At 70.6% G+C, this 26,606-nt stretch carries 27 protein-coding genes; 9 read left to right on the top strand and 18 right to left on the bottom strand.

Annotated features, from left to right (window positions below; all coding sequences use genetic code 11):
* Positions 1 to 53: 53 nt before the first annotated feature.
* The 6 genes from DN069_RS18265 to DN069_RS18290 are packed head-to-tail and all read right to left on the bottom strand — an operon-like array spanning position 54 to position 6,182.
* Positions 54 to 980 carry a PLP-dependent cysteine synthase family protein gene (locus DN069_RS18265; protein WP_111502090.1) on the bottom strand — a complete coding sequence of 309 codons (927 nt, stop codon included), beginning with the start codon at positions 978 to 980 and terminating at the stop codon, positions 54 to 56.
* Positions 977 to 1,756 carry an HpcH/HpaI aldolase family protein gene (locus DN069_RS18270; RefSeq protein WP_111502091.1) on the bottom strand — a complete coding sequence of 260 codons (780 nt, stop codon included), beginning with the start codon at positions 1,754 to 1,756 and terminating at the stop codon, positions 977 to 979. Before DN069_RS18270 ends, DN069_RS18265 begins: the two co-directional genes overlap by 4 nt.
* A gap of 2 nt (positions 1,757 to 1,758) precedes the next feature.
* Complete coding sequence (locus DN069_RS18275) at positions 1,759 to 2,637, bottom strand: TauD/TfdA dioxygenase family protein (RefSeq protein WP_111502092.1); 879 nt, start codon at positions 2,635 to 2,637, stop codon at positions 1,759 to 1,761.
* Complete coding sequence (locus tag DN069_RS18280) at positions 2,638 to 4,041, bottom strand: ATP-grasp domain-containing protein (protein WP_111502093.1); 1,404 nt, start codon at positions 4,039 to 4,041, stop codon at positions 2,638 to 2,640. It lies immediately after the preceding gene.
* Positions 4,042 to 4,044: 3 nt separating this feature from the next.
* A complete protein-coding gene (locus DN069_RS18285) occupies positions 4,045 to 5,139 on the bottom strand; it encodes a methyltransferase (protein WP_111502094.1) in 1,095 nt (364 codons plus the stop codon).
* Positions 5,136 to 6,182 carry a PLP-dependent cysteine synthase family protein gene (locus DN069_RS18290; protein WP_111502095.1) on the bottom strand — a complete coding sequence of 349 codons (1,047 nt, stop codon included), beginning with the start codon at positions 6,180 to 6,182 and terminating at the stop codon, positions 5,136 to 5,138. Before DN069_RS18290 ends, DN069_RS18285 begins: the two co-directional genes overlap by 4 nt.
* A gap of 214 nt (positions 6,183 to 6,396) precedes the next feature.
* Here DN069_RS18290 and DN069_RS18295 point away from each other — a divergent pair, with 214 nt between their 5' ends.
* Positions 6,397 to 7,155: a helix-turn-helix domain-containing protein gene (locus tag DN069_RS18295; RefSeq protein ID WP_165845537.1), complete on the top strand. Its 759-nt coding sequence runs from the start codon at positions 6,397 to 6,399 to the stop codon at positions 7,153 to 7,155.
* Positions 7,156 to 7,180: 25 nt separating this feature from the next.
* Here the strand turns inward: DN069_RS18295 and DN069_RS18300 are convergent, their stop codons facing one another.
* Entirely contained in the window at positions 7,181 to 7,954 is a 774-nt protein-coding gene (locus DN069_RS18300; RefSeq protein ID WP_111502097.1) for a PE-PPE domain-containing protein, read from the bottom strand.
* Between the two features lie 215 nt (positions 7,955 to 8,169).
* On the opposite strand from DN069_RS18300, the gene gad reads away from it, so the two are divergent.
* Positions 8,170 to 9,579, top strand: a complete 1,410-nt coding sequence (gene gad / locus DN069_RS18305) for a glutamate decarboxylase (RefSeq protein ID WP_111502098.1) — start codon at positions 8,170 to 8,172, stop codon at positions 9,577 to 9,579.
* A 47-nt stretch (positions 9,580 to 9,626) separates the two neighbouring features.
* On the opposite strand, the gene DN069_RS18310 is transcribed toward gad, so the two are convergent.
* The 4 genes from DN069_RS18310 to mca form a co-directional block, all read right to left on the bottom strand.
* Positions 9,627 to 10,226, bottom strand: a complete 600-nt coding sequence (locus DN069_RS18310) for an MFS transporter (RefSeq protein ID WP_207892187.1) — start codon at positions 10,224 to 10,226, stop codon at positions 9,627 to 9,629.
* A 71-nt stretch (positions 10,227 to 10,297) separates the two neighbouring features.
* Positions 10,298 to 11,404: a Nickel transporter NicT gene (gene nicT, locus DN069_RS18315; protein WP_207892188.1), complete on the bottom strand. Its 1,107-nt coding sequence runs from the start codon at positions 11,402 to 11,404 to the stop codon at positions 10,298 to 10,300.
* Between the two features lie 86 nt (positions 11,405 to 11,490).
* The gene (locus DN069_RS18320; protein ID WP_424556298.1) at positions 11,491 to 11,709 is read right to left on the bottom strand and encodes a hypothetical protein; all 219 of its coding nucleotides are present in this window, start codon (positions 11,707 to 11,709) and stop codon (positions 11,491 to 11,493) included.
* 12 nt (positions 11,710 to 11,721) lie between these two features.
* Positions 11,722 to 12,609 (bottom strand): mycothiol conjugate amidase Mca, encoded by an 888-nt coding sequence (mca, locus tag DN069_RS18325; protein ID WP_111502100.1) that lies wholly within the window; start codon positions 12,607 to 12,609, stop codon positions 11,722 to 11,724.
* A gap of 106 nt (positions 12,610 to 12,715) precedes the next feature.
* On the opposite strand from mca, the gene DN069_RS18330 reads away from it, so the two are divergent.
* Positions 12,716 to 13,126, top strand: coding sequence for a DUF4307 domain-containing protein (locus tag DN069_RS18330; protein ID WP_165845538.1), 411 nt, complete (start codon positions 12,716 to 12,718; stop codon positions 13,124 to 13,126).
* Between the two features lie 129 nt (positions 13,127 to 13,255).
* Positions 13,256 to 13,753 (top strand): transcription elongation factor GreA, encoded by a 498-nt coding sequence (gene greA / locus DN069_RS18335; RefSeq protein ID WP_111502101.1) that lies wholly within the window; start codon positions 13,256 to 13,258, stop codon positions 13,751 to 13,753.
* A gap of 53 nt (positions 13,754 to 13,806) precedes the next feature.
* Here the strand turns inward: greA and DN069_RS18340 are convergent, their stop codons facing one another.
* From DN069_RS18340 to ilvA, 3 genes are all read right to left on the bottom strand, one after another.
* On the bottom strand, positions 13,807 to 14,655 hold the full coding sequence (locus DN069_RS18340; protein ID WP_111502102.1) for an ABC transporter permease: 849 nt from the start codon (positions 14,653 to 14,655) through the stop codon (positions 13,807 to 13,809).
* The gene (locus tag DN069_RS18345; protein WP_111502103.1) at positions 14,652 to 15,668 is read right to left on the bottom strand and encodes an ATP-binding cassette domain-containing protein; all 1,017 of its coding nucleotides are present in this window, start codon (positions 15,666 to 15,668) and stop codon (positions 14,652 to 14,654) included. The genes DN069_RS18340 and DN069_RS18345 overlap by 4 nt, the downstream gene beginning before the upstream one ends.
* A 79-nt stretch (positions 15,669 to 15,747) precedes the next feature.
* Positions 15,748 to 16,965 carry a threonine ammonia-lyase gene (ilvA, locus tag DN069_RS18350; protein WP_111502104.1) on the bottom strand — a complete coding sequence of 406 codons (1,218 nt, stop codon included), beginning with the start codon at positions 16,963 to 16,965 and terminating at the stop codon, positions 15,748 to 15,750.
* A gap of 70 nt (positions 16,966 to 17,035) precedes the next feature.
* Between ilvA and DN069_RS18355 the strand changes: the two genes are divergently transcribed.
* Positions 17,036 to 17,518: a MarR family winged helix-turn-helix transcriptional regulator gene (locus DN069_RS18355; protein ID WP_111502105.1), complete on the top strand. Its 483-nt coding sequence runs from the start codon at positions 17,036 to 17,038 to the stop codon at positions 17,516 to 17,518.
* A gap of 26 nt (positions 17,519 to 17,544) precedes the next feature.
* On the opposite strand, the gene DN069_RS18360 is transcribed toward DN069_RS18355, so the two are convergent.
* Positions 17,545 to 18,702 carry a cystathionine gamma-synthase gene (locus DN069_RS18360; RefSeq protein ID WP_111502106.1) on the bottom strand — a complete coding sequence of 386 codons (1,158 nt, stop codon included), beginning with the start codon at positions 18,700 to 18,702 and terminating at the stop codon, positions 17,545 to 17,547.
* A gap of 463 nt (positions 18,703 to 19,165) precedes the next feature.
* Between DN069_RS18360 and DN069_RS18370 the strand changes: the two genes are divergently transcribed.
* Complete coding sequence (locus DN069_RS18370; protein WP_133259959.1) at positions 19,166 to 20,209, top strand: septum formation family protein; 1,044 nt, start codon at positions 19,166 to 19,168, stop codon at positions 20,207 to 20,209.
* Positions 20,210 to 20,220: 11 nt separating this feature from the next.
* Here the strand turns inward: DN069_RS18370 and DN069_RS18375 are convergent, their stop codons facing one another.
* On the bottom strand, positions 20,221 to 21,426 hold the full coding sequence (locus DN069_RS18375; RefSeq protein WP_111502108.1) for a L,D-transpeptidase: 1,206 nt from the start codon (positions 21,424 to 21,426) through the stop codon (positions 20,221 to 20,223).
* 127 nt (positions 21,427 to 21,553) lie between these two features.
* The gene (locus DN069_RS18380) at positions 21,554 to 21,877 is read right to left on the bottom strand and encodes a hypothetical protein (protein WP_111502109.1); all 324 of its coding nucleotides are present in this window, start codon (positions 21,875 to 21,877) and stop codon (positions 21,554 to 21,556) included.
* Between the two features lie 98 nt (positions 21,878 to 21,975).
* Between DN069_RS18380 and DN069_RS18385 the strand changes: the two genes are divergently transcribed.
* Complete coding sequence (locus DN069_RS18385) at positions 21,976 to 22,227, top strand: hypothetical protein (RefSeq protein WP_111502110.1); 252 nt, start codon at positions 21,976 to 21,978, stop codon at positions 22,225 to 22,227.
* A gap of 331 nt (positions 22,228 to 22,558) precedes the next feature.
* Here DN069_RS18385 and DN069_RS18390 read toward each other — a convergent pair whose 3' ends face one another.
* Positions 22,559 to 23,950, bottom strand: coding sequence for a cystathionine beta-synthase (locus DN069_RS18390; protein ID WP_111502111.1), 1,392 nt, complete (start codon positions 23,948 to 23,950; stop codon positions 22,559 to 22,561).
* Between the two features lie 299 nt (positions 23,951 to 24,249).
* Between DN069_RS18390 and DN069_RS18395 the strand changes: the two genes are divergently transcribed.
* Together DN069_RS18395 and DN069_RS18400 are read left to right on the top strand one after the other, a co-directional pair.
* A complete protein-coding gene (locus DN069_RS18395) occupies positions 24,250 to 25,305 on the top strand; it encodes an SGNH/GDSL hydrolase family protein (protein ID WP_243639395.1) in 1,056 nt (351 codons plus the stop codon).
* Between the two features lie 109 nt (positions 25,306 to 25,414).
* On the top strand, positions 25,415 to 26,606 hold a 1,192-nt coding region (locus DN069_RS18400), incomplete at its 3' end, for an acetyl-CoA C-acetyltransferase (protein WP_111502112.1).

A 26,606-nucleotide genomic window follows, 5' to 3' on the forward strand; every position in this document is an offset into this window, starting at 1 on the left:
GACAACAGCGGTCTGCGCTGTCGTCCGGGCGGTGGCCGGGAACTGAATACGCGTCAATCCGAGCCGACCGAAAGATAGCGTTCACCGGAATCGGGAAACACCGCGACGATCGTCGCCTCGGACCATCGCGGCTGCCTGGACAGGATGCGGGCGGCGTGTGCCGCCGCCCCCGCCGATATCCCGGCGAGCAGTCCGGTGGCCTGGGTGATCTCCCGGCTCGTGGCGGCCGCGTCGTCGTCCGACACCGCGATGACCTCGTTGACGAGCGAGAGGTCGGTGATCTCCGAGACGTAGCCCGCCCCGATCCCGGGAATGCCGTGCGGTCCCGGCTCGCCTCCCGAGATCACGGCCGACCTGGTGGGCTCGACCGCGACCACGTGGACGTCGCGTCGTTCCTTGAGGAATCGCGCCACCCCGGTCAGCGTCCCGCCGGTGCCGACACCGCAGACCAGCACGTCGATCTCGCCCGCGGTGTCCCGCCACAGCTCGGGACCGGTGGTCTCGTAGTGCGCCAGCACGTTGGCGGGGTTGGTGTCCTGATGGGGCAGCCAGGAGCCGGGGATGGACTTCTGCAGGGACTCCGCGTACGCCCAGGCGGCCAGCAGCCCGTCGCCGTGGGGCACGAACTTGATCTCAGCCCCCAGCTTGCGCAGGATCAACTGCCGCTCCACGGTGGCGTTGTCCGGCATGACGATGACGCAGCGCAGACCGTGCACGAGGCAGAGCGCGGCGAGCGAGATGCCGGTGCTCCCGGACGAGCACTCGATCACCGTCCCGCCCTCCTTCAGCTCCCCCGACTCCTGGGCGGCACGGAACATGTAGAGCACCGCGCGGTCCTTGACGCTGGCGAGCGGGTTCAGCATCTCCAGCTTCGCGAGCGTCCGCACGCCCTCGGGCACGCCCGGCAGCCGGTACTGGAGCAGCGGGGTGCCGCCGACGAGCTCCTCCATGGACTGGTGGATCCGACCTTCGGCGCTCATGAGACTCCCGCCCCTCGGGCTGCCGCCAGGTGCGCGGCCGCGGCCTGTTCCAGGTGGGTGATGTCGCTGGAGATCGTGGCGAAGGTGAAACCGCCCGACAGCGCGCGGGCCGCGCTCTCCCCGTCCATGCAGTGGATGCCGGCGGCGATGCCCGCGTTCCGTGCCGCATCCGCGATGGCGGTGGTCGCCTCCTGCAGGGCGGGCTGCACCGCGGGGTCACCGAAGTACCGTCCCCCGAGCGCCACCGACAGGTCGGCCGGTCCCAGGTAGACGGCGTCCAGGCCCGGGGTCGCGCAGATCTTCTCGAGGTCGTTGATGGCGGCCAGCGTCTCGATCATGACGATGCAGACCACGCCCTCGTCGATCTCGGCCGGGACGTCGCCGAGCCGGAACTGCGCGCGCACGGGGCCGGCCAGGCTGCGGGTGCCGGCGGGCCAGTGCCTGGTCGCCCGCACCGCGATCTCCGCCTGCTCGGGCGACTCGACCATGGGCACGATCACGCCCCGCGCTCCGGTGTCCAGAGCGGCACCGATGGCGACGGGATCCACGGAGGGAACGCGGATCACGCCCGCCGCGCGCGCTCCCGCGTCCACCGCCATCATCGCGGCGCTCCAACCAGGCTGCGACAGCACGCCGTGCTGGCCGTCGACCCCGATGTAGTCGTAGCCGAGCCGGGCGATGCGTTCGACCGCGACCGGGTTGTCGCACGAGATCCAGTAGCCGGCGAGCTGCTCGCGGGCGCGGAGCCGCCGGGCGAAGGAGTCGGGCGTCGCCATGTCTACTGCCCTCCCTCGTCCTCGTCGCCGGCATGGATCGTGTAGCTGCGCTTGCCGTCCAGGCCGACCGGCACGTCGCCGGTGACCGAGACCCGGTGCAGCAGCCGCTGGTGGCCGTCGTAGTCGTCGACGCCGTAGTGCTGCGTGCAGCGGTTGTCGAAGATGAGCACGTCGCCGAGCCGCCAGTTCCACCGGACCTGGTTCTCCGGACGCAGCGTGTACGACTGCAGCACGTCGATGATCGGCCGCGACTCCCGCAGGGTCATGCCCACCAGTCGCTGGGCGAAGCCGCCGAGGAACAGCGCGGGGTCACCGGTCTCCGGGTGGACCCGGACGACCGGGTGCGCGGTCTCGAACCGCTTGGCCAGGAACGCCCGGCGCACCGCGTCACCACGCTCGGTGCCCAGCCGCGGCTGCTCCGCCCGGTTGGTGTGCACCGCCCACAGTCGGTCGGCGATCTCCCGCAGCTCGGCGGGGAGTTCCCGGTATCCGGCCTCGCCGCTCGCCACCAGCGTGTCTCCGCCGTACGGCGGCAGCACCACGCTCCGCAGCGTGGTTCCCAGCGACGGGGTCTCGGTGAAGCTGATGTCGCAGTGCCAGTGGTTGGCCCGCTGGTCCTCCCCGTCCACGACGAGGACCTGCGCGCTCTGCTCCGCGGTCCGCATCAGCGGATGCTGGTGGGTGAGCGGCCCGAAGCGGCCGGCGAAGGCCAACTGCTGTTCGTCGGTGATGTCCTGATCACGGAAGAACAGCACCTTGTGATCAAGGAACGCCTGCTTGATCTCGGAGAACAGCTGGTCCGAGATCGAGGCGCTCAGGTCGATGCCGGTGATCTCGGCGCCTATGCGGCCGCCGATGCGCCGGATGTCGATGCCGCTCATCTACTCAACTCCCATGTCATGGCCGGCCGGAACCGCAGTCTGCTCGTGGTGTCCGCGCGCCAACGCGTCCTCCAGACCGTTCAGCACCGCGTACGCGTCGTGCACGAGCGTCGCGGCGTCCGTCGACGTCAGGTAGAGAACTCCGCCGATCCCCAACTTCCCGCCGCTGGGCTCGTAGGTCGGCATCGGCGTCCCGTCCGGGACCGTCAGGGCCGACACGGTCTCGACGCGCGTGCCGGGACTCACCAGAGACGGCCAGTCGACCACGCGGCTGTCCCAGACCAGGTCCTTCGACCACGGCTCCCCCACCGCGTTCGTGGCGAGCAGGGACAGCGTGCACGCGGCCCCCGTGGCGTCGTCGGGGGTCAGCATGGAGGCCGGCGGGTCGACCGGGAGGCCGAGCAGCGCGTCCGCCAGCATCCCGACCAGATCGCAGCCGTAGACGTGCTCGATCTGCGCGAGGATCGAGGCGCCGCCGAACCGTCCGGCGGACTCGATCAGCGCGAGCCCACCGTCCTCCATCAGCTTGATCTCGGTGTGGGTACCGCAGGTGCGCAGCCCGAGGGCGTCGACCGAGGCGCGCGCCACCGACTCGATCGCACGCTGCAGCGGCGCCGGGAGTACGCACGGCGCGATGTTGCAGAGCTCCATGAAGGGCGGGATCGTCGGGAGCCTCGACGTGACGCAGACCGGGTGGTAGACACCCTCGACGACGATCCCCTCCACGCTCAGGTAGTCGCCGTAGCCGCTTCCGTCCTCCCACCAGGACCGGGTCGTCCCCGGGATGATCTCCTCGGCGAGGAAGTCGCTCTCCGCCGCGTCCGGCGCCTCCAGCATCGAGACGTTCGCCGCGTCCGACGTCCTCATCACCGCCGTCGCCTCGTCCCAGGCCGGACCGATCTGCTCCTCGGCGGAGATGACGAGCTGCGCGGCCGAACCGGCGCCCCACGCCGACTTCAGCAGGAGCGGCGGCTGCAGCTCGCGGAACGCGCGGCGCAGGTCCTCCGCCGAAGCCACCGCCCGGTACGCCGGCTGCGGCACTCCGGCCTCCGCCCAGGCGTCCCGCATCAGTCGCTTGTCGCGCGAGGACGCCGCCCCCGCCCCGGGGCCGGGAAGGCCCAGCTTCTCGGCGGCGAGTGCCACCGGAACCACCGTGTACTCCGACAGGCCGCACAGGGCGTCCGCACCGACCTGGCCGGCCGCCGCCACGATCGCGTCGACCAGTTCGTCCCCCTTCAGGGGCCGCTCAGGGGCGGGGATGACCGAGGCGCAGAGCTCCTCCACCCCGGCCGGTACCGGCCGGAAGGCGAGCACGTGGATCTCCGCCCGGGCGGCCAGCCGCGGCAGCGCGAAGTCGAGGGGCGGACCGGACCGGGTGTGCACCAGCAGGATGCGCTTCTTCACCGGCTATTCCTTCACTCCGCGAAGAATGCTGTGCACGTGGATCATCTCGGGAGGCCGCTCGTCCCCCTCGTGCGTGATCACCTCCACAGAGGTGAAGCCGCACTCCTCCAGCCACTGCTGGTAGGTGGAGGCCTTCTGCGGACCGCCCTCGGCCGTGCTGCAGCCGAGGAAGTAGGCCGGGAAGAAGTCCGCCTGGCTAGAGTCCTTCACGTTCTCGGGGTAGGTCGGCACCAGGGCGTAGATCTGGCCGCCGGGCTCCAGGCAGTCGTACACCGCACGGAGCACCCGGAAGACGTTCTCCTTGCCGAGCTGGTCCAGGAAGTGCTTCACCAGGACGACGTCGAAGCCCTTGGGAAGGCCGTCGTACACGTCACCGCCGATGAAGGAGCAGAACTCCTCCTCGCCGTGCGCGCGGAAGTTCTCCAGCGCGTCGTCCTGCTTCTTCGGGAAGTCGAAGCAGGCGACCCGCAGGTCCTTCCCCGGGTTGTACGTGCGCGTCAGGATCGCGCCGAGCCCGGTGTGCCCGGCGAGGTCGAGCACCCGGCTGCCGTGCGCGATGTCGACGTTCTCGAAGAACCACGGGTCGATCAGGGAGGTCGTCTGGTTCATCATCGAGGACCACGCGGCATGGAGGTCCTCGTGTTCGAGGCACGCCTCGTAGAGGTCGCCGCGGAACCCGAAGACCTTCTCCAGGCCGACCACGGTTCCCGTCCGCACGCTGTCGGCCAGGTGGTAGAGCTGCCGCAGGCAGACCTCTTTGATCATGGTCATCAGGATCATGGCCCGGGCGAACTCGTCGTCGGAGAGCAGGGCGAGACCGCTGGCCCGGTAGCCGCCGAGGCTCTCGTCGTAGCTGACGAAGTCCTCCTTGACCAGAAGGTGCATCAGTTGCTCGACGGCGCTGGGCCGGACGCCGGCCGACTCGGCGATCCGTTCGGCCGAGAGCGCGGCGCCGTCGCTCTTCCGGAGCTGGTCCAGGACCCCGAGCTCGTAGAGCGCGTACACGGTCATGAACCGGGTCGGGCCGATCGCGAGATCCCGGAACTGCTCCAGCACCTGCGCGGGCCTCGCCTGCGGCTTCTCGGGTGTCGTCGTCATTTCCCAATCGCTCCCCACTGCTCGGGATTTCCGGCGTCGGCGAACATGGTCACCACGTGCTCGTCGGGCGGCAGCTGCGCGGCGATCTTGCGCGCGACCAGCCAGTTCGCCGACGCGGACGTGCCGATCCGGGTGCCGGTCAGGCTGAAGAATTCCGCAGCGCCCTCGAGTGCCTCCGGATAGGAGACCTGTTGGTGCGCGGCGACGTCGTTCTCATAAGCCTTCACGAACGGCTGCTTGAGGCCGTAGCCGAGTCCACCGGTGCCGCACAGGCCCTGGGGGGCCGCCGGAGCGCCGCCGTGCCCGTACGGGGACTCCGCGGGCGTGACGCCCACGGCCCGGACGGCGGGGTTGACGGTGCGCAGCATGTTCAGCACGCCGATGAGGGTCCCGCCGGTACCGATGGCGGCGACCCAGGTGTGCGGCTTGCGGCCGTCCAGCTGCTTGACGATCTCCGTGCCCGTGGTCGCCTGGTGCATGATCAGGTTGGCGGCGTTGACGTGCTGGAACAGGAACTGCCAGCCGCCGTCGCCGTCCGCGATCCGCATCGCCTGCCGGATCGTGCCGAGGAAGCCCTCCTCGGCCGGAGCGATGTCCACCGCCGTCCCACGGGACTGCAGGGTGTCCAGCACGCTCTGCGAGGTGAACGAGGCCACGACCAGACGCAGCGGGATTCCCGCCTCCGCACACAGATACGACAGCGCCAGACCCAGGTTCCCACCCGAGTACTCCACCAGCCGGAGATCCTCCGCCGGCCGGTCCCCGTGGCGCCGGATCGCCTCGCAGACCAGCGCGTAGGCGACGCGGTCCTTGACCGAGCCCGCCGGGTTTCCCCATTCGCACTTCGCGAGGATCGTCGCGCCACCGGGCGTCGACGGGACCTCGACGAGCGGCGTGTCACCGAGCTGATCACGGAATTTGGCTATCCCGGGATATCTTTCATGGATGGCGGTCACACTCTGCAGCTCGGTTTCGGCGACCTGACCGAACGGCTTCAGCAGTTGATCGACCACCGGCGTCAGAACGTTCCGGACCTCGTCCATTTGGAATTCCTCTCCGCCGCCTCGTTCACGCCGACAGATTCCGCCGGCGCTGATGACGGGCCCTCACATGCTTCTCAGCGTGCGCCGGGCGGAGCGGCCGAGCCATATCCCATATTGCTGACGCCCGTCCCGCGGGAGGAATTCCACCCCCGTTCGAGCCCGGCACGAGCCGTGCCCGGCCGGGGCGAGACCGCGGCGGCGCAGTATGGCGGTCGTGACAGCAGCCAAGCGCCGGGCAGTGCCCGAGGCCCACGCCGCCACCCGTGAATCCATAGAGCGCGCAATCGAGCACATCTGGGAGCGGTACAGCGAGCCGGTCTCGCTGGACGAACTCTCCAAGAGCGCCCTGCTGAGCCGTTTCCATTTCGCTCGCACATTTCGCGAGATCACCGGCGTCACCCCCGGCCGGTTTCTCTCGGCGGTCCGCATCCACCAGGCAAAGCGCATGCTGGTCGACACCCCGAGGACCATCACGGACATCTCGTCAGCCGTCGGCTATCAGAGCCTCGGCTCATTCACCAACTACTTCACGCAGAGCGTCGGAATGCCGCCGAGCCAGTTCCGTCACCTCGCGGAGGGCACCGCGGTCGGTCTGCACCCGTCGGAGAACTGCTCGGGCCTGCGGGTGTACGTAGGGGTCTTCCCGACCCCGATCCTGCAGAGCCCGCCGATCGCCGCGAAGATCATCGACGCGGCCTACGGCCACCCCTTCGACTGCGTCCTGCCGGACGTCCCGCCCGGCACGTGGTTCGTCCACGCCGTCGCCTCCACGCGCGCCACCGGGCCGGACCGACGCACCGACCAGCCGCTGTTCGTGGACCGGCGCGACGCGGTGACGGTCGGCGCTCCCAGGGACCTGCGCGTGTCGCTGCGCCTGCGCCCCAGGAGGCCGACCGATCCCCCGGTCCTGCTCGCCCTACCGGATCTCCGTCCGCTTCCCACGGCCCGCCCGATCGCGGGCCGGGTCGGCTGAACGGGCCGTCACCCGTGAGTCCGGATCAGGTCGTGGCCGGGTACCAGACGATGCCGTCGCCGCCGTCGTGGCCGATGGTGTCCGGCATGACGTTGCCGGGCAACTGGTAGCGCGGGTGCTCCTTCAGGAAGCCCGGGACGGAGGCGAGGGAGGTCGCGTCGCAGATCCCGTCGGTGTGGATGCAGAAGCGCCGCACGTGCATGCCGGGGAAGCCGACCGGCCCGGTGCCCGGGGAGGGGGCGACGAGCGGCAGCCAGATCCCGCGCGGCAGCAGGTGCCAGAAGCCGGTGCCGGGCTGCATCGGGTCGGACCAGAGCATCCCGTCGACGTGCGAGCGCGGGATGTCGGTGCGGTTGGCCGCGATCGTCTGCAGCACCAGGTCGCCGACCCACGCGCCCTGGGAGTAGCCCGCGACGGTGAACCGGGCCGTGGGGTCGGCGTGGTAGGCCTTCTCCAGCGCGGCCAGGGCGTTCACGTAGCCCTGGTGCACGCTGTCGTTGAAGCTGGGCGCCAGCGGCGCGGGCACCTCGTTGTGGCTGCCGACGAACGGGCCGCCGCTGGCCGGGTAGCAGACCGGCACCGGGATGCCGCCGTGCAGCTCCTTGTTGGCGTAGTAGTACGAGTAGGTGCAGGCGGGCGCGGGGGCCTGCGCGCCGGTCCCGCCGATCTCGACGTAGTAGTGGTGTTGCGTGGAGTGGTGGTGCGCGGGCGCGGCGTCGGCGGTCGCCGGCGCCACGGCGGCCGACACGAGCGCCAGCGCCGCCGCGCCGAGCGCGGCCTTCCAACGTCGAACAGACATGGACTCAACTCCCCGTAGACGACAACGAACTGATCCCATGCTGGCGTGCGCACGCGGCGGAGGGACAGGTCATGGACCGGTCACCGGTGGCCGGTGCCCGAACGCCCAGGTCAGGGCTGCGTGTGCGCCATGGTCCCCGTCCAGACTCCTCGGAGTGCACTCGAAGCAAGCGTTTCGTTGCGCCGAGGCGCGCGACCGTGCCTAGGCTGGACGGCATGGCGTTGCATCAGGGACAGGACAAGCAGAAGCGACTGGAACTCCCGCAGGTGACCGGGGTGGAGGACCTCCTCAACGGGATGGAGCAGGCGGTCCCCAAGAGCCAACTCCCGCCGGGCCCGCTCCCGGCCCCGATCGCCCATCAGCTGATCCGCGACGAGCTCCTGCTCGACGGCAACGCGCGGCTCAACCTCGCCACCTTCGTGACCACCTGGATGGACCCGCAGGTGACCGAGCTGATCGGCGAGTGCCTCGACAAGAACATGATCGACAAGGACGAGTATCCCCAGACGGCCGAATTCGAGCGCCGCTGCGTGAACATCCTCGCGGACCTGTGGCACGCGCCGGATCCCACCCAGGCCGTGGGCTGCTCCACCACCGGTTCCAGCGAGGCCTGCATGCTGGCCGGGATGGCCCTCAAGCGCCGCTGGATGCAGCGCAACCGGGAGAAGTACGACAACGGCACCGCCCGTCCGAACCTGGTGATGGGCGCCAATGTCCAGGTCTGCTGGGAGAAGTTCTGCAATTTCTGGGAGGTCGAGTGCCGTCTCGCCCCCATGGAGGGCGACCGCTTCCACCTCGACGCGGAGTCCGCACTGGCCCTGGTCGACGAGAACACCATCGGTGTCGTCGCCGTGCTCGGCTCGACCTTCGACGGCAGCTTCGAGCCGGTCAAGGAGATCTGCGACGCGCTGGACGCGTTGCAGGCACGTACCGGCCTCGACGTCCCCGTCCACGTCGACGGCGCGTCCGGCGGCATGATCGCCCCCTTCCTCGACCCGGACCTGCTCTGGGACTTCCGTCTGCCGCGGGTCGCCTCGATCAACACCTCCGGCCACAAGTACGGCCTGGTCTACCCCGGTGTCGGCTGGGCGCTGTGGCGCGACGCGGAGGCGCTCCCGGAGGAACTGGTCTTCCGGGTCAACTACCTCGGCGGCAACATGCCGACCTTCGCCCTCAACTTCTCGCGGCCGGGCGCCCAGGTGATCGCCCAGTACTACAACTTCCTCCGTCTGGGGCGAGCCGGCTACACAGCCGTCCAGCAGGCGAGCCGCGACGTCGCCATCCGCCTGGCCGAGGGCATCGCCGCCCTCGGCCCCTTCCGGCTGCTGACCCGGGGCGACGAGCTGCCGGTCTTCGCCTTCACCACGACAGACGACGTGACCTCCTTCGACGTGTTCGACGTCTCCCGCAGGCTCCGCGAACGCGGCTGGCTGGTCCCGGCGTACACCTTCCCGGAGAACCGGACCGACCTTGCGGTCATCCGCATCGTCATCCGCAACGGGTTCACCGTCGACCTGGCCGACATGCTCCTGAACGACCTGGCCCGGCTCATCCCCGAGCTCCAGGCCCAGCCGAGCCCGGGCACCGAGCACGGCGTGACGCCCAGGACCGGCTTCCACCACTGACCTGCACCGGCCGTGGGCGCGAGGTTCCGCCTCGCGCCCACGGCTGTTCAGCTCGGATCCACCGCGCCCCGGCGCGCGTAGCGCCACCAGCAGACGGCCAGGCAGGTGCCGTAGCACCCCACGAACGTCCACAGCGCTGACGTCACCGAGAAGTTCGCGAACATCGCCGGGATGAAGAAGAACCCGTAGGCGGCGATCACCAGCATCACCGAGTACGGCGTCGAGGTGTCCTGCACCGCGAAGCCGAGCCAGAGCAGCGGCGCGACCAGCACGAGGGTGCTGAACGCAATCCACCTGCGCCCGCCGACCAGCGGCATGGCGAAGGTGTAGACGATCCGCAGCGTGCCGCCGGTGATCCCGGGCACGGCGGTGAGCCAGAACAACTGCGAGGCGCTGTACGGGAATCCGACGGCCTGGAGGTTCACCACGGTGACCGACCAGACCTGCCAGACCACGAAGCCGAGCAGCAGCGCCGGCACGGAGATCCACAGGTTCCGGGCGGCGACCTTGCGGCCCCGGGTCAACCAGAACGCCTCGCCCTCGGGCTTCCAGTCGGAGATGGTCCTCCCGGGCCGGTACTGGGCGTCGTCCTGCGACGCTGGTACGGGCTCCGTTTCGGCTGCTGTGCGCTCGCTCAGCTTCTGCATACCTCCAGGCCCACGCCGCACCCCGCCGCGAATCTGCGGTGCAACGTCCCGACCTGGGGCTGACGAAAGTCCTACTCCTCGACGGCGGGCGCCAGGGCCCACTTCTCCTCGACCCGGCCCAGGCGCCAGACGGCGAGGGCCACCACCCAGGTGAGCACGAAGAGCCCGACGATCACGAAGCCGACGTTGTTCAGGTCCAGCCCGGCGATCCAGCCGATCACGCCACCGCTGATGTTCAGCTTCTCGGCCAGCAGGCCGGTCAGCTCGATGCCGCCGATGATCACGGCCACGGCCACCGAGAGACCGGTGATGGTGATGTTGTAGTAGACCTTGCGGACCGGCTGCGAGAAGGCCCACTCGTAGGCGAAGTTCATGAACGAGCCGTCGATCGTGTCCAGCAGCGACATGCCGGCCGCGAACAGGATCGGCAGGGTCAGGATCGCGTACCAGGGCAGCGAGAACGCCGACGCGCCACCCGCGAGCACCAGCAGCGAGACCTCCGTCGCGGTGTCGAAGCCGAGGCCGAACAGCAGGCCCACCGGGTACATGTGCCAGGACTTGGTGACCGCCCTGGTCACCCGGCCCAGGATCCGGTTCATGAAGCCGCGCTTGTTCAGGTGCTCCTCGAGCTCGGTCTCGCTGAAGTCGCCGCCGCGCATCCTCCGGAACACCTTGACGATGCCGACCAGCACGACGGTGTTGATGACGGCGATCAGCATCAGGAAGGTGCCGGAGACGGTGGTTCCGATGGTCCCGGCGATGTTCTGCAGCGCGGAGGAGCCGTTCTCGACCTGGCCGGCCAGGGCCTTCACGCCGAAGGAGAGCAGCAGGCAGAGGCCGAAGACCACGGAGGAGTGGCCGAGGGAGAACCAGAAGCCGACCGAGAGCGGGCGCTTCTTCTCGCCCATCAGCTTGCGGGTGGTGTTGTCGATCGCCGCGATGTGGTCGGCGTCGAAGGCGTGGCGCATGCCGAGGGTGTACGCGGTCAGACCCATGCCGAGGCCGAAGGCCTGGGTGCCGACCTTGTAGTGGTGCGGGGCGACGATCAACGCCAGGACGCCCCAGCCGACGACGTGCAGCGCGACGACGAACGCCGCCATGCCCCCCAGCCGGGCCCACTCGCGCCGGGTCAGAGCGCCCCTGATGCGCGCGATCGTCCCCACCTCAAGCACAGCCATACACCCCTCCGCGGATCGTCTGCCGATCCACCGTAGGGGCTGTTGATATTTAGTTGCAAGTCATTCGCAATAGCGAGTGCTTCGCGCTACTTCTTGCTCTCCGCGGACGCGGCGGCCTCGGGAGCGCCGGCCTCGGGCTCCTCCACGAAGTCGACCTTGCCGAGCGAGCGGTTCATCGACTTGAGGATCCACCAGGTGCCCGCACCGAGCGCGGCGAAGACCAGGAAGCCGAGGATGCCCGGGGTGACCTTGTTCTGGTCCAGGGCGAGCAGAGCGGTGGCGGCGGGGTGCATGGCAGTGTTCACGAGTCCATCGTCTCAGGCGCCGTTGGGGATCTTGGCGGCGATCCCCTGGAAGAGGTCGTCCTCCGGGATCGACGAGTCGACCAGCGAACGGGCCAGCTCGTAGTCCTCCGTCGGCCACACCTCGCGCTGGATGTCCAGCGGCACCCGGAACCACGGGCCGTCCGGGTCGATCTGCGTGGCGTGGGCGATCAGCGCCTTGTCACGGACCTCGAAGAAGTCGCCGCAGGGCACCCGGGTGGTGATCTCGCGCGGCGCGCGGTCCGACTGCTCCCAGCGCGCGATCCACTCCTTGTAGGGGGACTCCAGGCCGCGCGCGTTCATCGCCGCGTCCAGCGCCCTGATCCGCTCCAGGGAGATGCCCTGGTTGTAGTAGACCTTCAGCGGCTGCCACGGCTCGCCCGCCTCGGGGTACGCGTCCGGGTCGCCCGCCTTGTCGAAGGCCAGCATGGTGATCTTGTGGGTCATGATGTGATCGGGGTGCGGGTAGCCGCCGTTCTCGTCGTACGTGGTGATCACGTGCGGCCGGAACTCACGGATCAGCTTGACCAGCGCACCGGCGGCCACCTCCACCGGCTGGAGCGCGAAGCACCCCTCCGGCAACGGCGGCAGCGGGTCGCCCTCCGGCAGGCCGGAGTCGACAAAGCCCAGCCAGGCCTGCTTGACGCCGAGGATCTCCCGCGCGGCGTCCATCTCCTTGGCCCGCACCTCGTGGATGTTCTCCTCGATCCACGGGTCGCCCTGGAGCTTCGGGTTCAGCACCGAACCGCGCTCGCCCCCCGTACATGTGGCGACGAGCACGTCGACGCCGCGCGCCACGTACATCGCCATGGTGGCCGCGCCCTTGCTGGACTCGTCGTCCGGGTGCGCGTGCACCGCCATCAGTCGCAACTGCTCAGTCACTGCCCCTGTGCCCTTCGTCTTCGGTACAGACTCCTATAGTGACGGACGGGGGTATGCCGTTCATTCCGCGATCATGCGCGGAACCCCTGAAGGAGGCCAAAGTCCGATGGCGGATACCACTCCGGACGTACGACCGGTGCGACCGCCCGAGGGGCGCTACGGCCGCCGCGACGAGAAGCAGGCGCGCACCCGCGGCAAGCGCGTCTACTACGTCACGGTCGCGCTGGTGGTCGCCCTGGTCGCCGCGATCGGCTACAAGTACGCCTCCGGCCAGAGCGTCAACGGCGAGCTGCAGACCTTCCAGGTGATCTCCGACCACGAGGTCAGGATCACTCTTCAGGTGAGCAAGCCGAGCGACCAGGCCGCCTCCTGCACGGTGCGCTCGCGCGACGCGAACGGCGACGAGGTCGGCCGGGTCAGCGTGTCGATCCCCAAGGGCAGCGGCGACGCGCAGACCACGGTGCTGCTGAAGACCACCGCCCGCGGCACCACCGGCGAGCTCGTCGGCTGCTCGTGACCGCCTCTGACCGCTTCCGCTCCTGACCGCCTCTCCTGACTCTTCGCTCCGGAATTGTTAGGCTTGTGGTTTCGTCCGTTCCGACCGAGCGGGCGATGATTTGTATCCCAGTACCTACGAGGAGCACCAGTGACCCAGACCAGCGACAACGTCACCTGGCTCACCCAGGAGGCGTACAACCAGCTCCGTGCCGAGCTGGAGCACCTGTCGGGTCCGGCACGCAACGAGATCGCGCAGAAGATCGAGCAGGCCCGCGAGGAAGGCGATCTCAAGGAGAACGCCGGCTACCACGCCGCGCGCGAGGAGCAGGGAAAGATGGAGCTGCGCATCCGCCAGCTCACTCAGCTCCTGGAGCGCGCGAAGGTCGGCGAGGCCCCGGCGGACAACGGCATCGTCGGTCCGGGCATGGTCGTGACCATCGCCTTCGACGGCGACCTGGACGACACCATGACCTTCCTGCTCGGCTCGCGCGAGGCCGCGTCCGGCGACATCGAGGTCTACTCCCCGCAGTCGCCGCTGGGCCGCGCGATCGTCGGCCAGAAGGTCGGCGCGGACGTCTCCTACGAGCTCCCGAACGGCCGCAAGGCGAACGTGAAGATCACCGACGCGCGGCCTTTCACCGGCTGACGGCTTTCCCGGGCTGAGTCCCGGCTGCTCCACCCGTACCGCTCCGTGACGGCTCACGCCGTCGCGGAGCGGTACTTGCGTACGGACAGGTACGAGAAGACCGCCATGATCAGCAGCGACCAGCCGATCGAGACCCAGACGGCGTGCTCCATCGGCCACGAGTTCGTCGGCGCGCCCGTCGGGTTGCCGAACAGCTCGCGGCAGGCCTGGACGGTGGCGCTGAACGGGTTCCAGTAGGCGACCGCCTGGAGCCAGCCCGGCATGCTCGACACCGGCACGAACGCGTTCGAGACGAAGGTCAGCGGGAACAGCCAGATCAGACCGGCCGAGGTGGCCGCCTCGGGGCTGCGCACCGAGAGCCCGATCAGCGCACCGATCCAGGAGAAGGCGTAGCCGAGCAGGAGCAGCAGCGCGAAGGCGCCGAGCGCCTTCAGGAAGCCGTTGTTGAACCGCCACCCGACGATGAACGCCACAATCGCCAGCACCAGCACGGTGAACGCGGTCTGCACCAGATCGGCGATGGTGCGGCCGACCAGCACCGAGGAGCGGGCCATCGGCAGCGACCGGAACCGGTCGACCAGCCCCTTGGTCATGTCCTCCGCGATGCCCGCCGAGGCGCCGGCCACGGCGAAGGTGACGGTCTGCGCGAAGATGCCGGCCATCAGGTACTGCTTGTAGGCGTTGCTGTCCCCGCCGGGCACCGCGATCGCGCCGCCCATCACGTAGGTGAAGAGCAGCACGAACATGACCGGCTGCATCAGCCCGAAGACCACGATCTCGGGGATCCGGGTCATCCGGCGCAGGTTCCGCTTGGCGACCACCCACGAGTCGCGCAGCATCCCGACGACGCCGCCGCGGATCTGCCGCGGCGCGGCGCCGGTGGTGAGCGTGGTGGCGGTCATACCCGGGCCTTCTTCCTGCTGGTCGCGGTCTCCGCCTCGGGGCTCTCCGTCTCGGCGACGGCCTCGTCGGACTCGGTCACGTGGCCGGTCAGCGAGAGGAAGACGTCGTCGAGGGTGGGCCGGCGCAGCCCGATGTCGTGGATCAGGATCTCGCGTGCGTCCAGCTCCCGGATCACGTCCGCGAGCACCCGGGCGCCGCCGGTCACCGGCACGGTGATCCGGCGGGTGTGCGGCTCGACGGTGGGCTCACCGATCGCATAGGGGCTGAGCGCGTCCACGGCCAGCGGCAGCGCGGCCGAGTCCGTCACCACGACCTCGACGCGCTCGCCGCCGATCTGCGCCTTCAGCTGGTCCGCGGTGCCGCGCGCGATCACCCGGCCGTGGTCCACGACAGCGATGTCGTGGGCGAGCCGGTCGGCCTCCTCCAGGTACTGCGTGGTCAGCAGCAGCGTGGTGCCCTCGGCGACCAGCTGCTCGATGACCTCCCACAGCGCCATCCGGTTGCGCGGGTCCAGCCCGGTGGTCGGCTCGTCCAGGAACATCACCGGCGGCCGGACCACCAGCGCGGCGGCCAGGTCGAGGCGGCGGCGCATACCGCCGGAGTAGGTCTTGGCGATCCGGCCCGCGGCGTCGGCGAGATTGAACCACTCCAGCAGCTCTTTGGCCCGGGCCTTCGCCTCGCGTGCGGACATCTGGTAGAGCTCGCCGACCATCTGCAGGTTCTCCTGCCCGGTCAGGTACTCGTCCACCGCGGCGTACTGCCCGGACAGGCCGATGAGGCTGCGGACCTTGTCCGGGTGCTTCAGCACGTCGACGCCGGCGACGGTGGCCCGCCCGGAGTCGGGACGCAGCAGCGTGGTGAGCACGCGCACCGTCGTGGTCTTCCCGGCCCCGTTGGGGCCGAGCAGCCCCAGCACGGTGCCCTCCGGCACGTCCAGATCCACACCGTCGAGCGCCCGCACGTCCCCGAAGGTCCGCACCAGCCCCTCGGCGGAGATGGCTGCCTCGCTCATCGACCCGACTCCCCTCGGAGATCATCTGTGCGATCTCCCCAAGGGTATGCGGCAGCACCGACAGGGGCGCGGGGAACCGCTATGCCTGCGACAAGACCACGTAGCCGGCCTCCCGGAGTTCGCCGACCACGGAGGCGCAGTGCTCGGTGCCCTTGGTCTCCAGGTGGAGGTCGACCTCGGCCTCGCCGATGCCGAGCTTGGGGTCGGTGCGGACGTGGGCGACGTCCACCACGTTGGCGTCCGTGCGCGACAGCACACTGAGCAGGTCGGCCAGCGCGCCCGGGCGGTCGTTGATGCGGAGGCGGAGCGACAGGTAGCGGCCTGCGGCCGCCATGCCGTGGCGCAGGACCCGCTGCATCAGCAGCGGGTCGATGTTGCCGCCGGAGAGGACCGCGACGACCGGGCCCTCGATCTCCGCGCCGTGCTCCAGCAGCGCCGCCACCGGGCTCGCACCCGCCGGCTCGACGACGAGCTTGGCACGTTCGAGGCAGACCAGCAGGGCGCGCGCCAGCGCGTCCTCGCTGACGGTCAGCACCCCGTCCGCGAGCTGGTTGATGATCTGGAACGGGATGTCCCCGGGTCGGCGGACCTGGATGCCGTCGGCCATCGTCGCGCACTTCTCCAGCGTCACCGGGCGTCCGGCCCGCAGCGACGGCGGGTACGCGGCCGCGTCGGCCGCCTGGACGCCGATCACCCGCACGTCGGGGCGCACCTGCTTGACCGCGGTGGCCACTCCCGCGAGCAGACCGCCGCCGCCGGTGCCGACCAGGATGGTCCGCACCTCGGGGCACTGCTCCAGGATCTCCAGGCCGACGGTGCCCTGCCCGGCCACGATGTCGGGGTGGTCGAACGGGTGGATGAAGACCGCGCCGGTCGTCTCGGCGTACTGCAGCGCCGCTTCCAGCGTCGCGTCGAAGTGGTCGCCGACCAGGCGGACGTCCGCGCCGTAGTCGCGGGTCGCGGCGACCTTGGGGAGCGGCGCGGCGACGGGCATGAAGACGGTGGAGCGGACCCCGAGCGTGTTCGCCGCGAGCGCCACGCCCTGCGCGTGGTTGCCCGCGCTCGCCGCGACCACGCCGGCCGCGCGCTCGGCGGGCGAGAGCCCGGCGATCCGCACGTAGGCGCCACGCAGCTTGAACGAACCGGTGCGCTGCAGGTTCTCGCACTTGAGCTGGACCGGGGCGCCGATCAGCGAGGAGAGGTAGCGGCTGCTCTCCATCGGGGTGATCCGGGCGAGACCGGAGAGCATCTTGTGGGCCCCTCGCACGTCGTCGAGGGTGATCGGCCAGGCGTTCATGGGTTCAGCCTAGGGCCTGGCGCGGATACGCTCGGAGAGCTCAGCCGAACGACAGAACGCGACGATTTCGATGCCCGATGACAGCGCCCCGGAGCTCGCCCGGGACCCCGCCTCCGCCGAGCTGTACGACCAGCTCCAGTACCAGGTCGCGATCTTCGCGCGCCGGGTCGAGCAGGCACGGATCGGCGCGCTCGGCGAGCAGCGCAACTCCATGGACCGGGCGGCGTTCCTGCTGCTGCACCGGCTGGACCGGACCGGCGCCGTGGGCGTCAAGGCGCTGGCCCAGGCGATGGGCATCGACTCGTCCACGGTGACCCGTCAGGTCGCCCCGCTGGTCGACTGCGGCCTGGTGGACCGGGTGCCCAACCCCGACGACGGCCGGGCCGTGCTGCTGGAGCTGTCCGCGCGGGGGCGGCAGCGGCTGGAGGAGGTCCGCGGCTCGCGGCAGGACCTGATGCGGGTGCTGCTGGCCGACTGGCCGGCGGAGGACCGGGAGACCTTCGTGGCGCTGCTGACCCGCTTCAACCAGTCCATCGAGGCGCACCGGCCCTGACGGCCGGTGCGCCTCGATCGACGTCGTCAGCCGAGCGCGCGCTGCAGGTCCGCCAGCAGGTCGTCGACGGACTCGATGCCGACGGAGAGCCGGACCAGGTCGTTCGGCACCTCCAGCGCGGAGCCCGCCGCCGAGGCGTGGGTCATCCGGCCCGGGTGCTCGATCAGCGACTCGACGCCGCCGAGGGACTCGCCGAGGGTGAACAGCTCGGCCCGGTTGCAGACCTGGACCGCCGCCTCCTCGCCGTCGCGGTGGCGGAAGGAGACCATGCCGCCGAAGGCGCGCATCTGCTTGGCCGCGATCTCGTGGCCGGGGTGCTCCGGCAGGCCCGGGTAGAGCACCTGGGCGATCTTCGGGTGGCCGGTCAGGAACTCCGCGATCCGCGCGGCGTTGGCGCTGTGACGGTCCATCCGGACACCGAGGGTCTTGATGCCGCGCATGACCAGCCAGGAGTCGAACGGCCCGGCCACCGCGCCCATCGCGTTCTGGTGGTACGCCAACTCCTCGCCCAGCGCGGCGTCGTCGGTCACCAGCGCGCCGCCGACGACGTCGGAGTGGCCGCCCATGTACTTGGTGGTCGAGTACACGACCACGTCCGCGCCGAGCGCGAGCGGCTGCTGCAGGTAGGGGCTGGCGAAGGTGTTGTCGACCACCAGCAGCGCGCCGGTGTCGTGCGAGATGTGCGCGAGCGCAGAGATGTCGGCGATCCCGAGCAGCGGGTTGCTGGGCGTCTCCGTCCAGATCACCTTGGTGTTCGGGCGGACCGCGGCGCGCACGCTCTCGGGGTCGTGGGTGTTGGCGACCGACCACTCGACGCCCCAGCGCGAGAGCACCTTGGAGAAGAGCCGGAAGGTGCCGCCGTAGGCGTCGTTGGGGATGACGATGTGGTCACCGGGCTTGGTGACCGTGCGCAGCAGAGTGTCCTCGGCGGCCAGCCCGGAGGCGAAGGCGAGACCTCGTCTGCCGCCGTCCAGCGCGGCGAGGTTCTCCTCCAGCGCGGTGCGGGTGGGGTTGGCGGAGCGGCTGTACTCGTAGCCGCCGCGGAGGCCGCCGACGCCGTCCTGCTTGTAGGTGGAGACCTGGTAGATGGGGGTGACCACGGCCCCGGTCTGCGGGTCCGCCTCCTGCCCGGCATGGATGGCCAGAGTCTCGAAGGCGTAGTGATGCTGCTCGTGCTCGCTCATGAGGCCTGAGCGTAGTCCGCGGCAGGGGGTCGTGCCCGTTGCCGCGGGACAGGCAACCCCCGCGGGGTGGTGTGCCGCGCCGGAGCGGACATTCGGGCGGACTCCCCGACCATGGACGAGGCGTACGACCGCGGGCTGGACGAGGACGGGACGCTCGCGCGCGAGGGCGCGTTGGGGCGGGTGCCGGCGGCGTTCGAGCCGGTCGTGGCGGCCGGACGGGAGGGGATCCGGGCCGGCTTCGGCGATCCCGCCGACGCCGCCTCACGGCTGCACAGCGCCTACCTCTACGGCAGCGTCCCGCGCGGCACCGCGGTGCCCGGACGCTCGGACCTCGACCTGCTGCTCGCCCTGCGCGGCGCCCCCGACGCGGCCGACGCGCCGCCGCGGACGCGCTCGGCGCGGCCCCGCGAGCGTAAGAGGCTGTCGGCGGACGCGGTCGAACGGATCGACTACTCTCGCGCGGGTGACGCAGACCCCGCCGCCCTCGGCCTCGGCTCCGCAGGCTCCCCCGTATCCCGACGCGCCTCCGCCCGCTCCGGCGAAGCTGAGCGCGGCCGCGGTGTGCGCGCTGGTCGCGTCCGCGGTGGCGCTGGTGCCGGTGGGCGTGGTGCTGGGGATCGTCGCGCTGTTCCGCACCCAGCGGCTGCGGCTGCGCGGCCGTCGGCTGGCCGTGGTCGCGCTGTCGCTGTGCGCGGCATGGACGGCGCTCGGCATGGTGGGGATCATCGCGACGGCGGCCGTGATCGGCTCCCAGCAGGGGCCGCTCAGCTCCTTCGGCGCCGGGACCTGCTTCACCTACCACGACGGCACCGACACCGCGCAGGGCGTCGACGTCGCGAGCTGCGCGCAGGCCCACGACGGTCAGGTCGTCGCCCACCACGGTCTCGGCTCCAGCTACCCCGGGCAGGACGCCGCCTCCGAGCAGTCGGTGCTGGGCTGCGTCGGCGACGCGGCCCTGGCGGTCCCCGACGCCGGGCGCCTGAACCTGTCCACCCGGCTGCGGATCTACTACCCCACCCAGGCCAGCTGGGACCAGGGCATGCGCGGGGCCGTCTGCGTGCTGACCCACGTCGACCACACGTCGATGGACGGCGACGCCCTCGACGCCGGCGGGCTGAGCCCGGTGCAGCGTCAGGTGCTGGGGCTGACCAACGAGTCGGTGCTGCTCCGGGTCAAGCTGCACGACGTACCGGGCAGCAGCTGGAAGATCGCCGCCACGCTGGAGCGGCGGCTCAGCGCCGCCGACGGCGCGGAGAGCGCGGCGCTCTCCGCGCTGGCGGCGAACCCGCCGCGGGGCGCGTCCGCGGACCTGCCCGCGGCGCTGCGTACCCTGGCCGCCTCCGATGCCGAGGAGGCTTCCCGGGCGCAGGAGACCGCGGTGCTGGTCACCAGCTCCGACGCCTGGCAGTCCCAGATCGGCAGCGGCACGCAGACCTACGCCCCCGCCACCGCGGACTACGAGAACCTGCGCACGCCGCTGCACCTGCCGCCGCCCACCGGCCCGTAGCGGCGCCGGGGTCAGACCGCGCTGCCGGCCTTCCAGGTGGACCAGTCCATGTTCCAGCCGTTCAGGCCGTTGGCCGGGTCGACGGTGCGGTCGCCGGAGTTGACGACCTCGACCACGTCGCCCACCAGCGAGCTGTTGTAGAACTGCGCGGCGGGCGTGCTCGGGTCCGAGGCGCCCTGCACGTCGTGCAGGCCGACACAGCCGTGGCTGGTGTTGACGTTGCCGAAGGTGCCGTAGGACCAGTAGTTGCCGTGGATGAAGGTCCCGGAGTTGGTCAGCCGCTGCGCGTGCGGGACGTCGGCGATGTCGTACTCGCCGCCCAGGTTGACGGTGCGTGAGTCCATCCGGGTCTGCAGCAGCTTCTCGGAGATGACCATCTTGCCCGCCCAGGTGGTGTGCTCCGGACTGCCGCCGGAGATCGGGAAGCTGCCGGTGACCTTGCCGTCGCGGGTCACGGTGAGCTGGTGGCTGCCGAGGTCGGCGACGCTGGTCTGGCTGCGGCCGACGGTGAAGGTGACTGTCCTGGCCTGGGTGCCGAAGCGCCCCTTGGAGGCCTCGACGTCCTTGAGGGCCAGCTTGACGGTGACCTTGGTGCCGGGCTTCCAGTACTGCTGCGGGCGGAAGTCGAGCCGGCTGTCGCCGAACCAGTGGCCCACGATCTCGACCGGCGGTTCGGCCGTCACGGTGATGGCCTTCTGCACGGCGGCCTTGTTCGTCACCACGTTGTCGAAGGTGATCGAGACCGGCATGCCGACCCCGACCGTCATCTTGTCGTCGGGGGTGTAGGTGCCGACGAGGGTCTTGGCGGGCTTGCCGGTGGTGAACGCGGCGGCGGCGGTCGCGGTGGTGCCGGCGGAGTCCTTGGTGACCGCGGCCAGCTTGTAGCCGGCACTGGAGGAGAGCGGGGCGTCGCTGGTCCATCCGGCGCGGTCGGGGGTGAGCCGGCCGGCTATGTGCTTGCCGCCGGGGCCGGTCAGGGTCACCTCCTCCAGCGTGCCCTGGGCCACCCGGACGGTGACCGGGGCGGTCATGTCGACGCCCGTGGCCCCGTCCTTCGGAGTGACCGTCACCGTCGCCCTGGAGGCTGCCGGCGACGATCCCCCGCCGCCGGAGCCCTTGGAGCCGGATCCGCCCGTGCAGCCGGCTATCAGCAGCATCGGTGTCCCGACCATGCCCGCGACCACGGATCGCCGGGTCCAGTTCGCTGCTGTCGCCATGGCCTGTGCTCCTGCCCTCGGATGATGGTGCGAATATCACCCTAAACAGGACTGACGATAACGCCCAATTCGGACTTCTCAGGCACCACTCATCTGGCGGATGGTCAGCCGGCGGTCGCTCAGGCCGTCAGTCCTCCGCGCCCGCCTCGAACGGCTCCCACTCCTCGGCCTCGGCGTCGTAGTCGACGGGCTGCGTCTCCCAGCCGGCCTCGGCCAGCTCGATACCGGGGATGTTCTCCACCAGCGCGACGGGGTCGATGAAGTGGGCGACGGCGCCGCTCGGGTCGAGGTTGATCGCCTCGATCGCCTCGGCTCGCTCGTCGTCCTCCAGGTACTCGTCGTTCTGAACCTGCTCCAGGGCGGCGGCCTGGAGCGCCTTCTCGTCGACGATCTCGGCGATCAGCTCGATCTGCAGCCGGATGTACCGCGGCGAGCCGCTCTCAGTAGTCATGGGCCGAGCCTATCCAAACGGTGTGAAAGGTGATTAGCATCGTCCGGACCAGCGCGAGAAGCCGTGATCAACGGCAGTCGTACGTCGTAGGAGCGCCCGTGGGTCGCCGTCATCTCACCATCACCGCCGTCGCGGCCGGCATCGGCACCGCGCTGACGCTCGCGGTGGCCCCCTACGCGACGTCAGGCTCGTCGTCGGCCTCTCACTTCCACGCCTCGGCGAGCAGCAGCACCGCGTTCGCCCCGGCCGGCTCGGTGCGCCCCGACGGAACCCCCTACGCGGTCGGCGGCGCGGGCTGCCTGCTGGTCGGCGCGGCCCTGGTCGTCGCCCGCCGCCGCACCCAGGCCTGAGAACACCAGCTCAGAAACACCAGCAGGGCCGGCCCCGAAGGGCCGGCCCTGCTGTCTCCGTCCTGTTCCCCCACCCGGGAACGCGGAGCTGGTGCCGCGGGGGGCGCCGCACCCCGTCGCGAGCGACGGGGGCGGGACGACGGCGATCCCCACGGGCTGGACGCGGCCGGCCGGGTCAGGGCCGTCCGACGCGTCCTGGTGACCGCGGGTTCAGGGAGCCGCTCCGTTCCCCGCCGCCACCACGCTCGGCTTGTTTGCCGTTGACAAGAACAATGCCGGAGCGTTGTTAACCACGTGCTGCCGGTACGTGACGCCTACGTACCAATTGGACCTACTTACGCGACATGAAGGCCAGCAGGTCCTGACGTGTGACGATGCCCTGCGGCTTGCCCTGGACCAGCACCACCGCGGCGTCGGCGCGGCCGAGGACCGTCATCAGGCTGGTGACCGACTCCATCGAGCCGACCACCGGCAGCGGCGGCGACATGTGGGTGCCGATCGGGTCCTCCAGGCTGAAGCGGCGGGCGAACAGACCCTCCAGCAGGTCGCGCTCGACGATGGAGCCGATCACCTCACCCGCCATCACGTCCGGGTGGCCGGCGCCCGGGGAGACCACCGGCATCTGCGAGACGCCGTACTCGCGCAGGATCTGCACGGCCTCGCCGACGGTCTCGTCGGGGTGCACGTGGACGAACTGCGGGATGCCCTCGTGCTCCAGCGCGTCCTTGCGGGCCAGCACGTCACCGACGTGGGCCTCGTCGCCGCCCTCCTCCAGGAAGCCGTAGTCGCGCATCCACTCGTCATTGAAGATCTTGCTCAGGTAGCCGCGGCCGGAGTCCGGCAGCAGCACCACGACGACGTCCTCCGGGCCGAGGCGCTTGGCCACCTCCAGCGCGGCCACCACGGCCATGCCGCAGGAGCCGCCGACCAGCAGGCCCTCCTCCTTGGCCAGGCGACGGGTCATCTGGAAGGAGTCCTTGTCGGACACCGGCACGATCTCGTCGGCGACGTCGCGGTCGTAGGCGGTGGGCCAGAAGTCCTCACCGACGCCCTCGACCAGGTACGGGCGGCCGGTGCCGCCGGAGTAGACGGAACCCTCCGGGTCCGCGCCGACGACCTTGACCCGGCCGTCGGAGACGTCCTTGAGGTACCGGCCGGTGCCGGAGATGGTGCCGCCGGTGCCCACGCCCGCCACGAAGTGCGTGATCCGGCCCTCGGTCTGCTCCCAGAGCTCCGGGCCGGTGGACTCGTAGTGGGAGGCCGGGTTGTTCGGGTTGGAGTACTGGTCCGGCTTCCAGGCGCCCGGCGTCTCGCGGACCAGGCGGTCGGAGACGTTGTAGTAGGAGTCCGGGTGCTCAGGGGCGACGGCGGTCGGGCAGACCACGACCTCGGCGCCGTAGGCGCGCAGCACGTTGATCTTGTCGGTGGACACCTTGTCCGGGCAGACGAAGATGCACTTGTAGCCCTTCTGCTGGGCCACGATCGCCAGGCCGACACCGGTGTTACCGGAGGTGGGCTCGACGATGGTCCCCCCGGGCTTCAGCGCGCCCGAGGCCTCGGCGGCCTCGATCATCTTCATGGCGATGCGGTCCTTCACCGAACCGCCGGGATTGAAGTACTCCACCTTGGCCAGGACCGTGGCGGAGATGCCTTCGGTCACCTTGTTCAGCTTGACCAGGGGGGTGTTCCCGACCAGGTCGATGATCGAGTCGTGGTACCGCAACGGGGTCCTCCGCGGTGTAGCGGTGTGAGGGAAAGATGCGGAGCGCACGGTTTGTCGACTCCGCAGGGCCAGCGTAATGGGGGAGACTCGGTCGCAGGGCCCGGTCAGGGCCGAAGGCAGGGCGCGGTCAGGGCCGGAGGTGGTCGGGCGGAATGCACGAAGACCTGGCGCTCGGCCGAAACACGAGCGCGCCCACAGGCGTTACCGGGTATTGAGGCAGTGATGCAGATGCCCCGGATCCCACCGGGACCGCCACGAGCGGAACCAGGGAGACGGGCCGGACCCACATGGGGGTGGTCATGTCACGAGCACGAGTTGCCCGACGCATCGCCGCGGCCGCGGCGTACGGCGGTGGCGGGATCGGCCTCCTGGGCGTGGGGCTGGTGAGCCTGCTGCTGGCCGAGGCGAAGATCGCGGAACACCAGCTGGACAGCCTCAAGGGCGAGCCGCCACGCGCCGACGGCCGCTACGGAACGGCCTTCGCCGCGGCCGACGCCAGACCGCTGCGCTTCGCCGTCCTCGGCGACTCCACCGCGGCCGGCTTCGGCGTGGACCGCGGCCGGGAGACGCCGGGCGCGCTGCTCGCCACCGGGATCGCCTCCGTCGCCGAGCGCCCGGTCGACCTCTTCGTGGTCGCCGCCAACGGGGCGACCTCGGAGGACCTGGCCCGGCAGATGGACGTGCTGTTGAAGCTGACCGGCCCGGATGGCCCGGAGCTGGCCCTGATCATGATCGGCGCCAACGACGTCACCCAGATGACCAAGCGCGCCACCGCGGTCCGGCTGCTCGGCGACACGCTGAAGCAGCTGCGCGCGCTCGGCACCGAGGTGGTCGTCGGCACCTGTCCCGACCTCGGCACCATCGAGCCGGTCCGCCCGCCGCTGCGCTGGCTGGCCCGGCGCGCCAGCCGCCAGCTGGCCGCCGCGCAGGCGATCACCGTCGTCGAGGCCGGCGCGCGCAGCGTCTCGCTCGGCGACCTGCTCGGCCAGGAGTTCCGCGGCCGGCACGAGATGTTCGCCTCCGACCGCTACCACCCGTCCGCCCAGGGCTACGCCACCGCCGCGATGGCGATGCTGCCGACGCTCTGCGCGGCGCTCGGGGTCTGGCCGGACATCCCCGTGGAGCAGCGCGGCGAGGGTCTGCACTCGCTGGCCAAGGCCGCCGCCGTCGCCGCCTCGCACGGCGGTACCGAGGTCGCCCCGGCGGGTCACTGGGCCCAGCTGCTGCGGCGGGCCCGCCGCCCGCTCGGCGCCCCCGGCAACGGCGCCGCTCCCGAGGTGAACCACGTCCCGGCGAAGGCCGCCGCGGCCACGGCGGTGGACCCGGCCCTGTCTACGTCAGACAGCTCACAATGACGGGGCGCTGACGACTCTCCTACCAGGGAGTAGCTTTCTGGCAGGCCTGTCTTCCGTTGTTCACCAGCAGGCCTGCCGGCCGTCCCTTCCAGCATCTCCAGGAGCCACGATGCCCGAAGCCGTTATCGTCAGCGCTGCCCGTTCGCCGATCGGCCGGGCCGGGAAGGGCTCGCTCAAGGACGTCCGTCCCGACGACCTGACCGCGCAGATCGTCGCCGCCGCGCTGGCCAAGGTGCCCGAGCTCGACCCGCGCGAGATCGACGACCTGATGCTGGGCTGCGGCCTGCCCGGCGGCGAGGCCGGCTACAACCTCGGCCGCGTGGTCGCCGTGCAGCTGGGCATGGACCACCTGCCCGGCTGCACCATCACCCGCTACTGCTCCTCCTCGCTGCAGACCACCCGCATGGCGCTGCACGCGATCAAGGCCGGCGAGGGCGACGTCTTCATCTCGGCCGGTGTCGAGACCGTCTCCCGCTACGTCAAGGGCAGCTCGGACGGCCTGCCGGACACCATGAACCCGCTCTTCGACGCGGCCCGGGCCCGGACCGCGAAGTTCGCCGAGGGCGGGCAGACCTGGCACGACCCGCGCCAGGACGAGACCGTCCCGGACGTCTACATCGCCATGGGTCAGACCGCGGAGAACCTCGCCCAGCTCAAGGGCGTCACCCGCCGCGACATGGACGAGTTCGGCGTCCGCAGCCAGAACCTGGCCGAGAAGGCCATCGCGGACGGCTTCTGGGCCCGCGAGATCACCCCGGTGACGACCCCGGACGGCACCGTCGTCAGCAAGGACGACGGCCCGCGCGCCGGCGTCACCCTCGAGGGCGTGGAGAGCCTCAACCCGGTCTTCCGCCCCGACGGCCTGGTCACCGCCGGCAACTGCTGCCCGCTGAACGACGGCGCGGCCGCGCTCGTCATCATGTCGGACACCAAGGCCCGCGAGCTGGGCCTGACCCCGCTGGCCCGGATCGTCTCCACCGGCGTCTCCGGCCTCTCCCCCGAGATCATGGGCCTCGGCCCGGTCGAGGCGTCCAAGCAGGCCCTGAAGCGCGCCGGCCTGTCGGTCTCGGACATCGACCTGGTCGAGATCAACGAGGCCTTCGCGGCCCAGGTGATCCCCTCCTACCGCGACCTCGGCATCGACCTGGACCGCCTGAACGTCAACGGCGGCGCGATCGCGGTCGGCCACCCCTTCGGCATGACCGGTGCCCGGATCACCACCACGCTCATCAACTCGCTGCAGTGGCACGACAAGCAGTTCGGCCTGGAGACCATGTGCGTCGGCGGCGGCCAGGGCATGG

It is taken from the genome of Streptacidiphilus pinicola, from assembly GCF_003258295.1.
Taxonomy (GTDB): Bacteria; Actinomycetota; Actinomycetes; order Streptomycetales; family Streptomycetaceae; genus Streptacidiphilus; species Streptacidiphilus pinicola.

Bases quoted from the DNA above. Each gene is read 5' to 3' on its own strand.
- DN069_RS18265 (WP_111502090.1), bottom strand. From the start codon at position 980: ATGAGCGCCGAAGGTCGGATCCACCAGTCCATGGAGGAGCTCGTCGGC.
- DN069_RS18270 (WP_111502091.1), bottom strand. From the start codon at position 1,756: ATGGCGACGCCCGACTCCTTCGCCCGGCGGCTCCGCGCCCGCGAGCAG.
- DN069_RS18275 (WP_111502092.1), bottom strand. From the start codon at position 2,637: ATGAGCGGCATCGACATCCGGCGCATCGGCGGCCGCATAGGCGCCGAG.
- DN069_RS18285 (WP_111502094.1), bottom strand. From the start codon at position 5,139: ATGACGACGACACCCGAGAAGCCGCAGGCGAGGCCCGCGCAGGTGCTG.
- DN069_RS18290 (WP_111502095.1), bottom strand. From the start codon at position 6,182: ATGGACGAGGTCCGGAACGTTCTGACGCCGGTGGTCGATCAACTGCTG.
- DN069_RS18300 (WP_111502097.1), bottom strand. From the start codon at position 7,954: ATGTCTGTTCGACGTTGGAAGGCCGCGCTCGGCGCGGCGGCGCTGGCG.
- gad (WP_111502098.1), top strand. From the start codon at position 8,170: ATGGCGTTGCATCAGGGACAGGACAAGCAGAAGCGACTGGAACTCCCG.
- DN069_RS18310 (WP_207892187.1), bottom strand. From the start codon at position 10,226: ATGCAGAAGCTGAGCGAGCGCACAGCAGCCGAAACGGAGCCCGTACCA.
- nicT (WP_207892188.1), bottom strand. From the start codon at position 11,404: ATGGCTGTGCTTGAGGTGGGGACGATCGCGCGCATCAGGGGCGCTCTG.
- DN069_RS18330 (WP_165845538.1), top strand. From the start codon at position 12,716: ATGGCGGATACCACTCCGGACGTACGACCGGTGCGACCGCCCGAGGGG.
- DN069_RS18340 (WP_111502102.1), bottom strand. From the start codon at position 14,655: ATGACCGCCACCACGCTCACCACCGGCGCCGCGCCGCGGCAGATCCGC.
- DN069_RS18345 (WP_111502103.1), bottom strand. From the start codon at position 15,668: ATGAGCGAGGCAGCCATCTCCGCCGAGGGGCTGGTGCGGACCTTCGGG.
- ilvA (WP_111502104.1), bottom strand. From the start codon at position 16,965: ATGAACGCCTGGCCGATCACCCTCGACGACGTGCGAGGGGCCCACAAG.
- DN069_RS18355 (WP_111502105.1), top strand. From the start codon at position 17,036: ATGCCCGATGACAGCGCCCCGGAGCTCGCCCGGGACCCCGCCTCCGCC.
- DN069_RS18360 (WP_111502106.1), bottom strand. From the start codon at position 18,702: ATGAGCGAGCACGAGCAGCATCACTACGCCTTCGAGACTCTGGCCATC.
- DN069_RS18375 (WP_111502108.1), bottom strand. From the start codon at position 21,426: ATGGCGACAGCAGCGAACTGGACCCGGCGATCCGTGGTCGCGGGCATG.
- DN069_RS18380 (WP_111502109.1), bottom strand. From the start codon at position 21,877: ATGACTACTGAGAGCGGCTCGCCGCGGTACATCCGGCTGCAGATCGAG.
- DN069_RS18395 (WP_243639395.1), top strand. From the start codon at position 24,250: ATGTCACGAGCACGAGTTGCCCGACGCATCGCCGCGGCCGCGGCGTAC.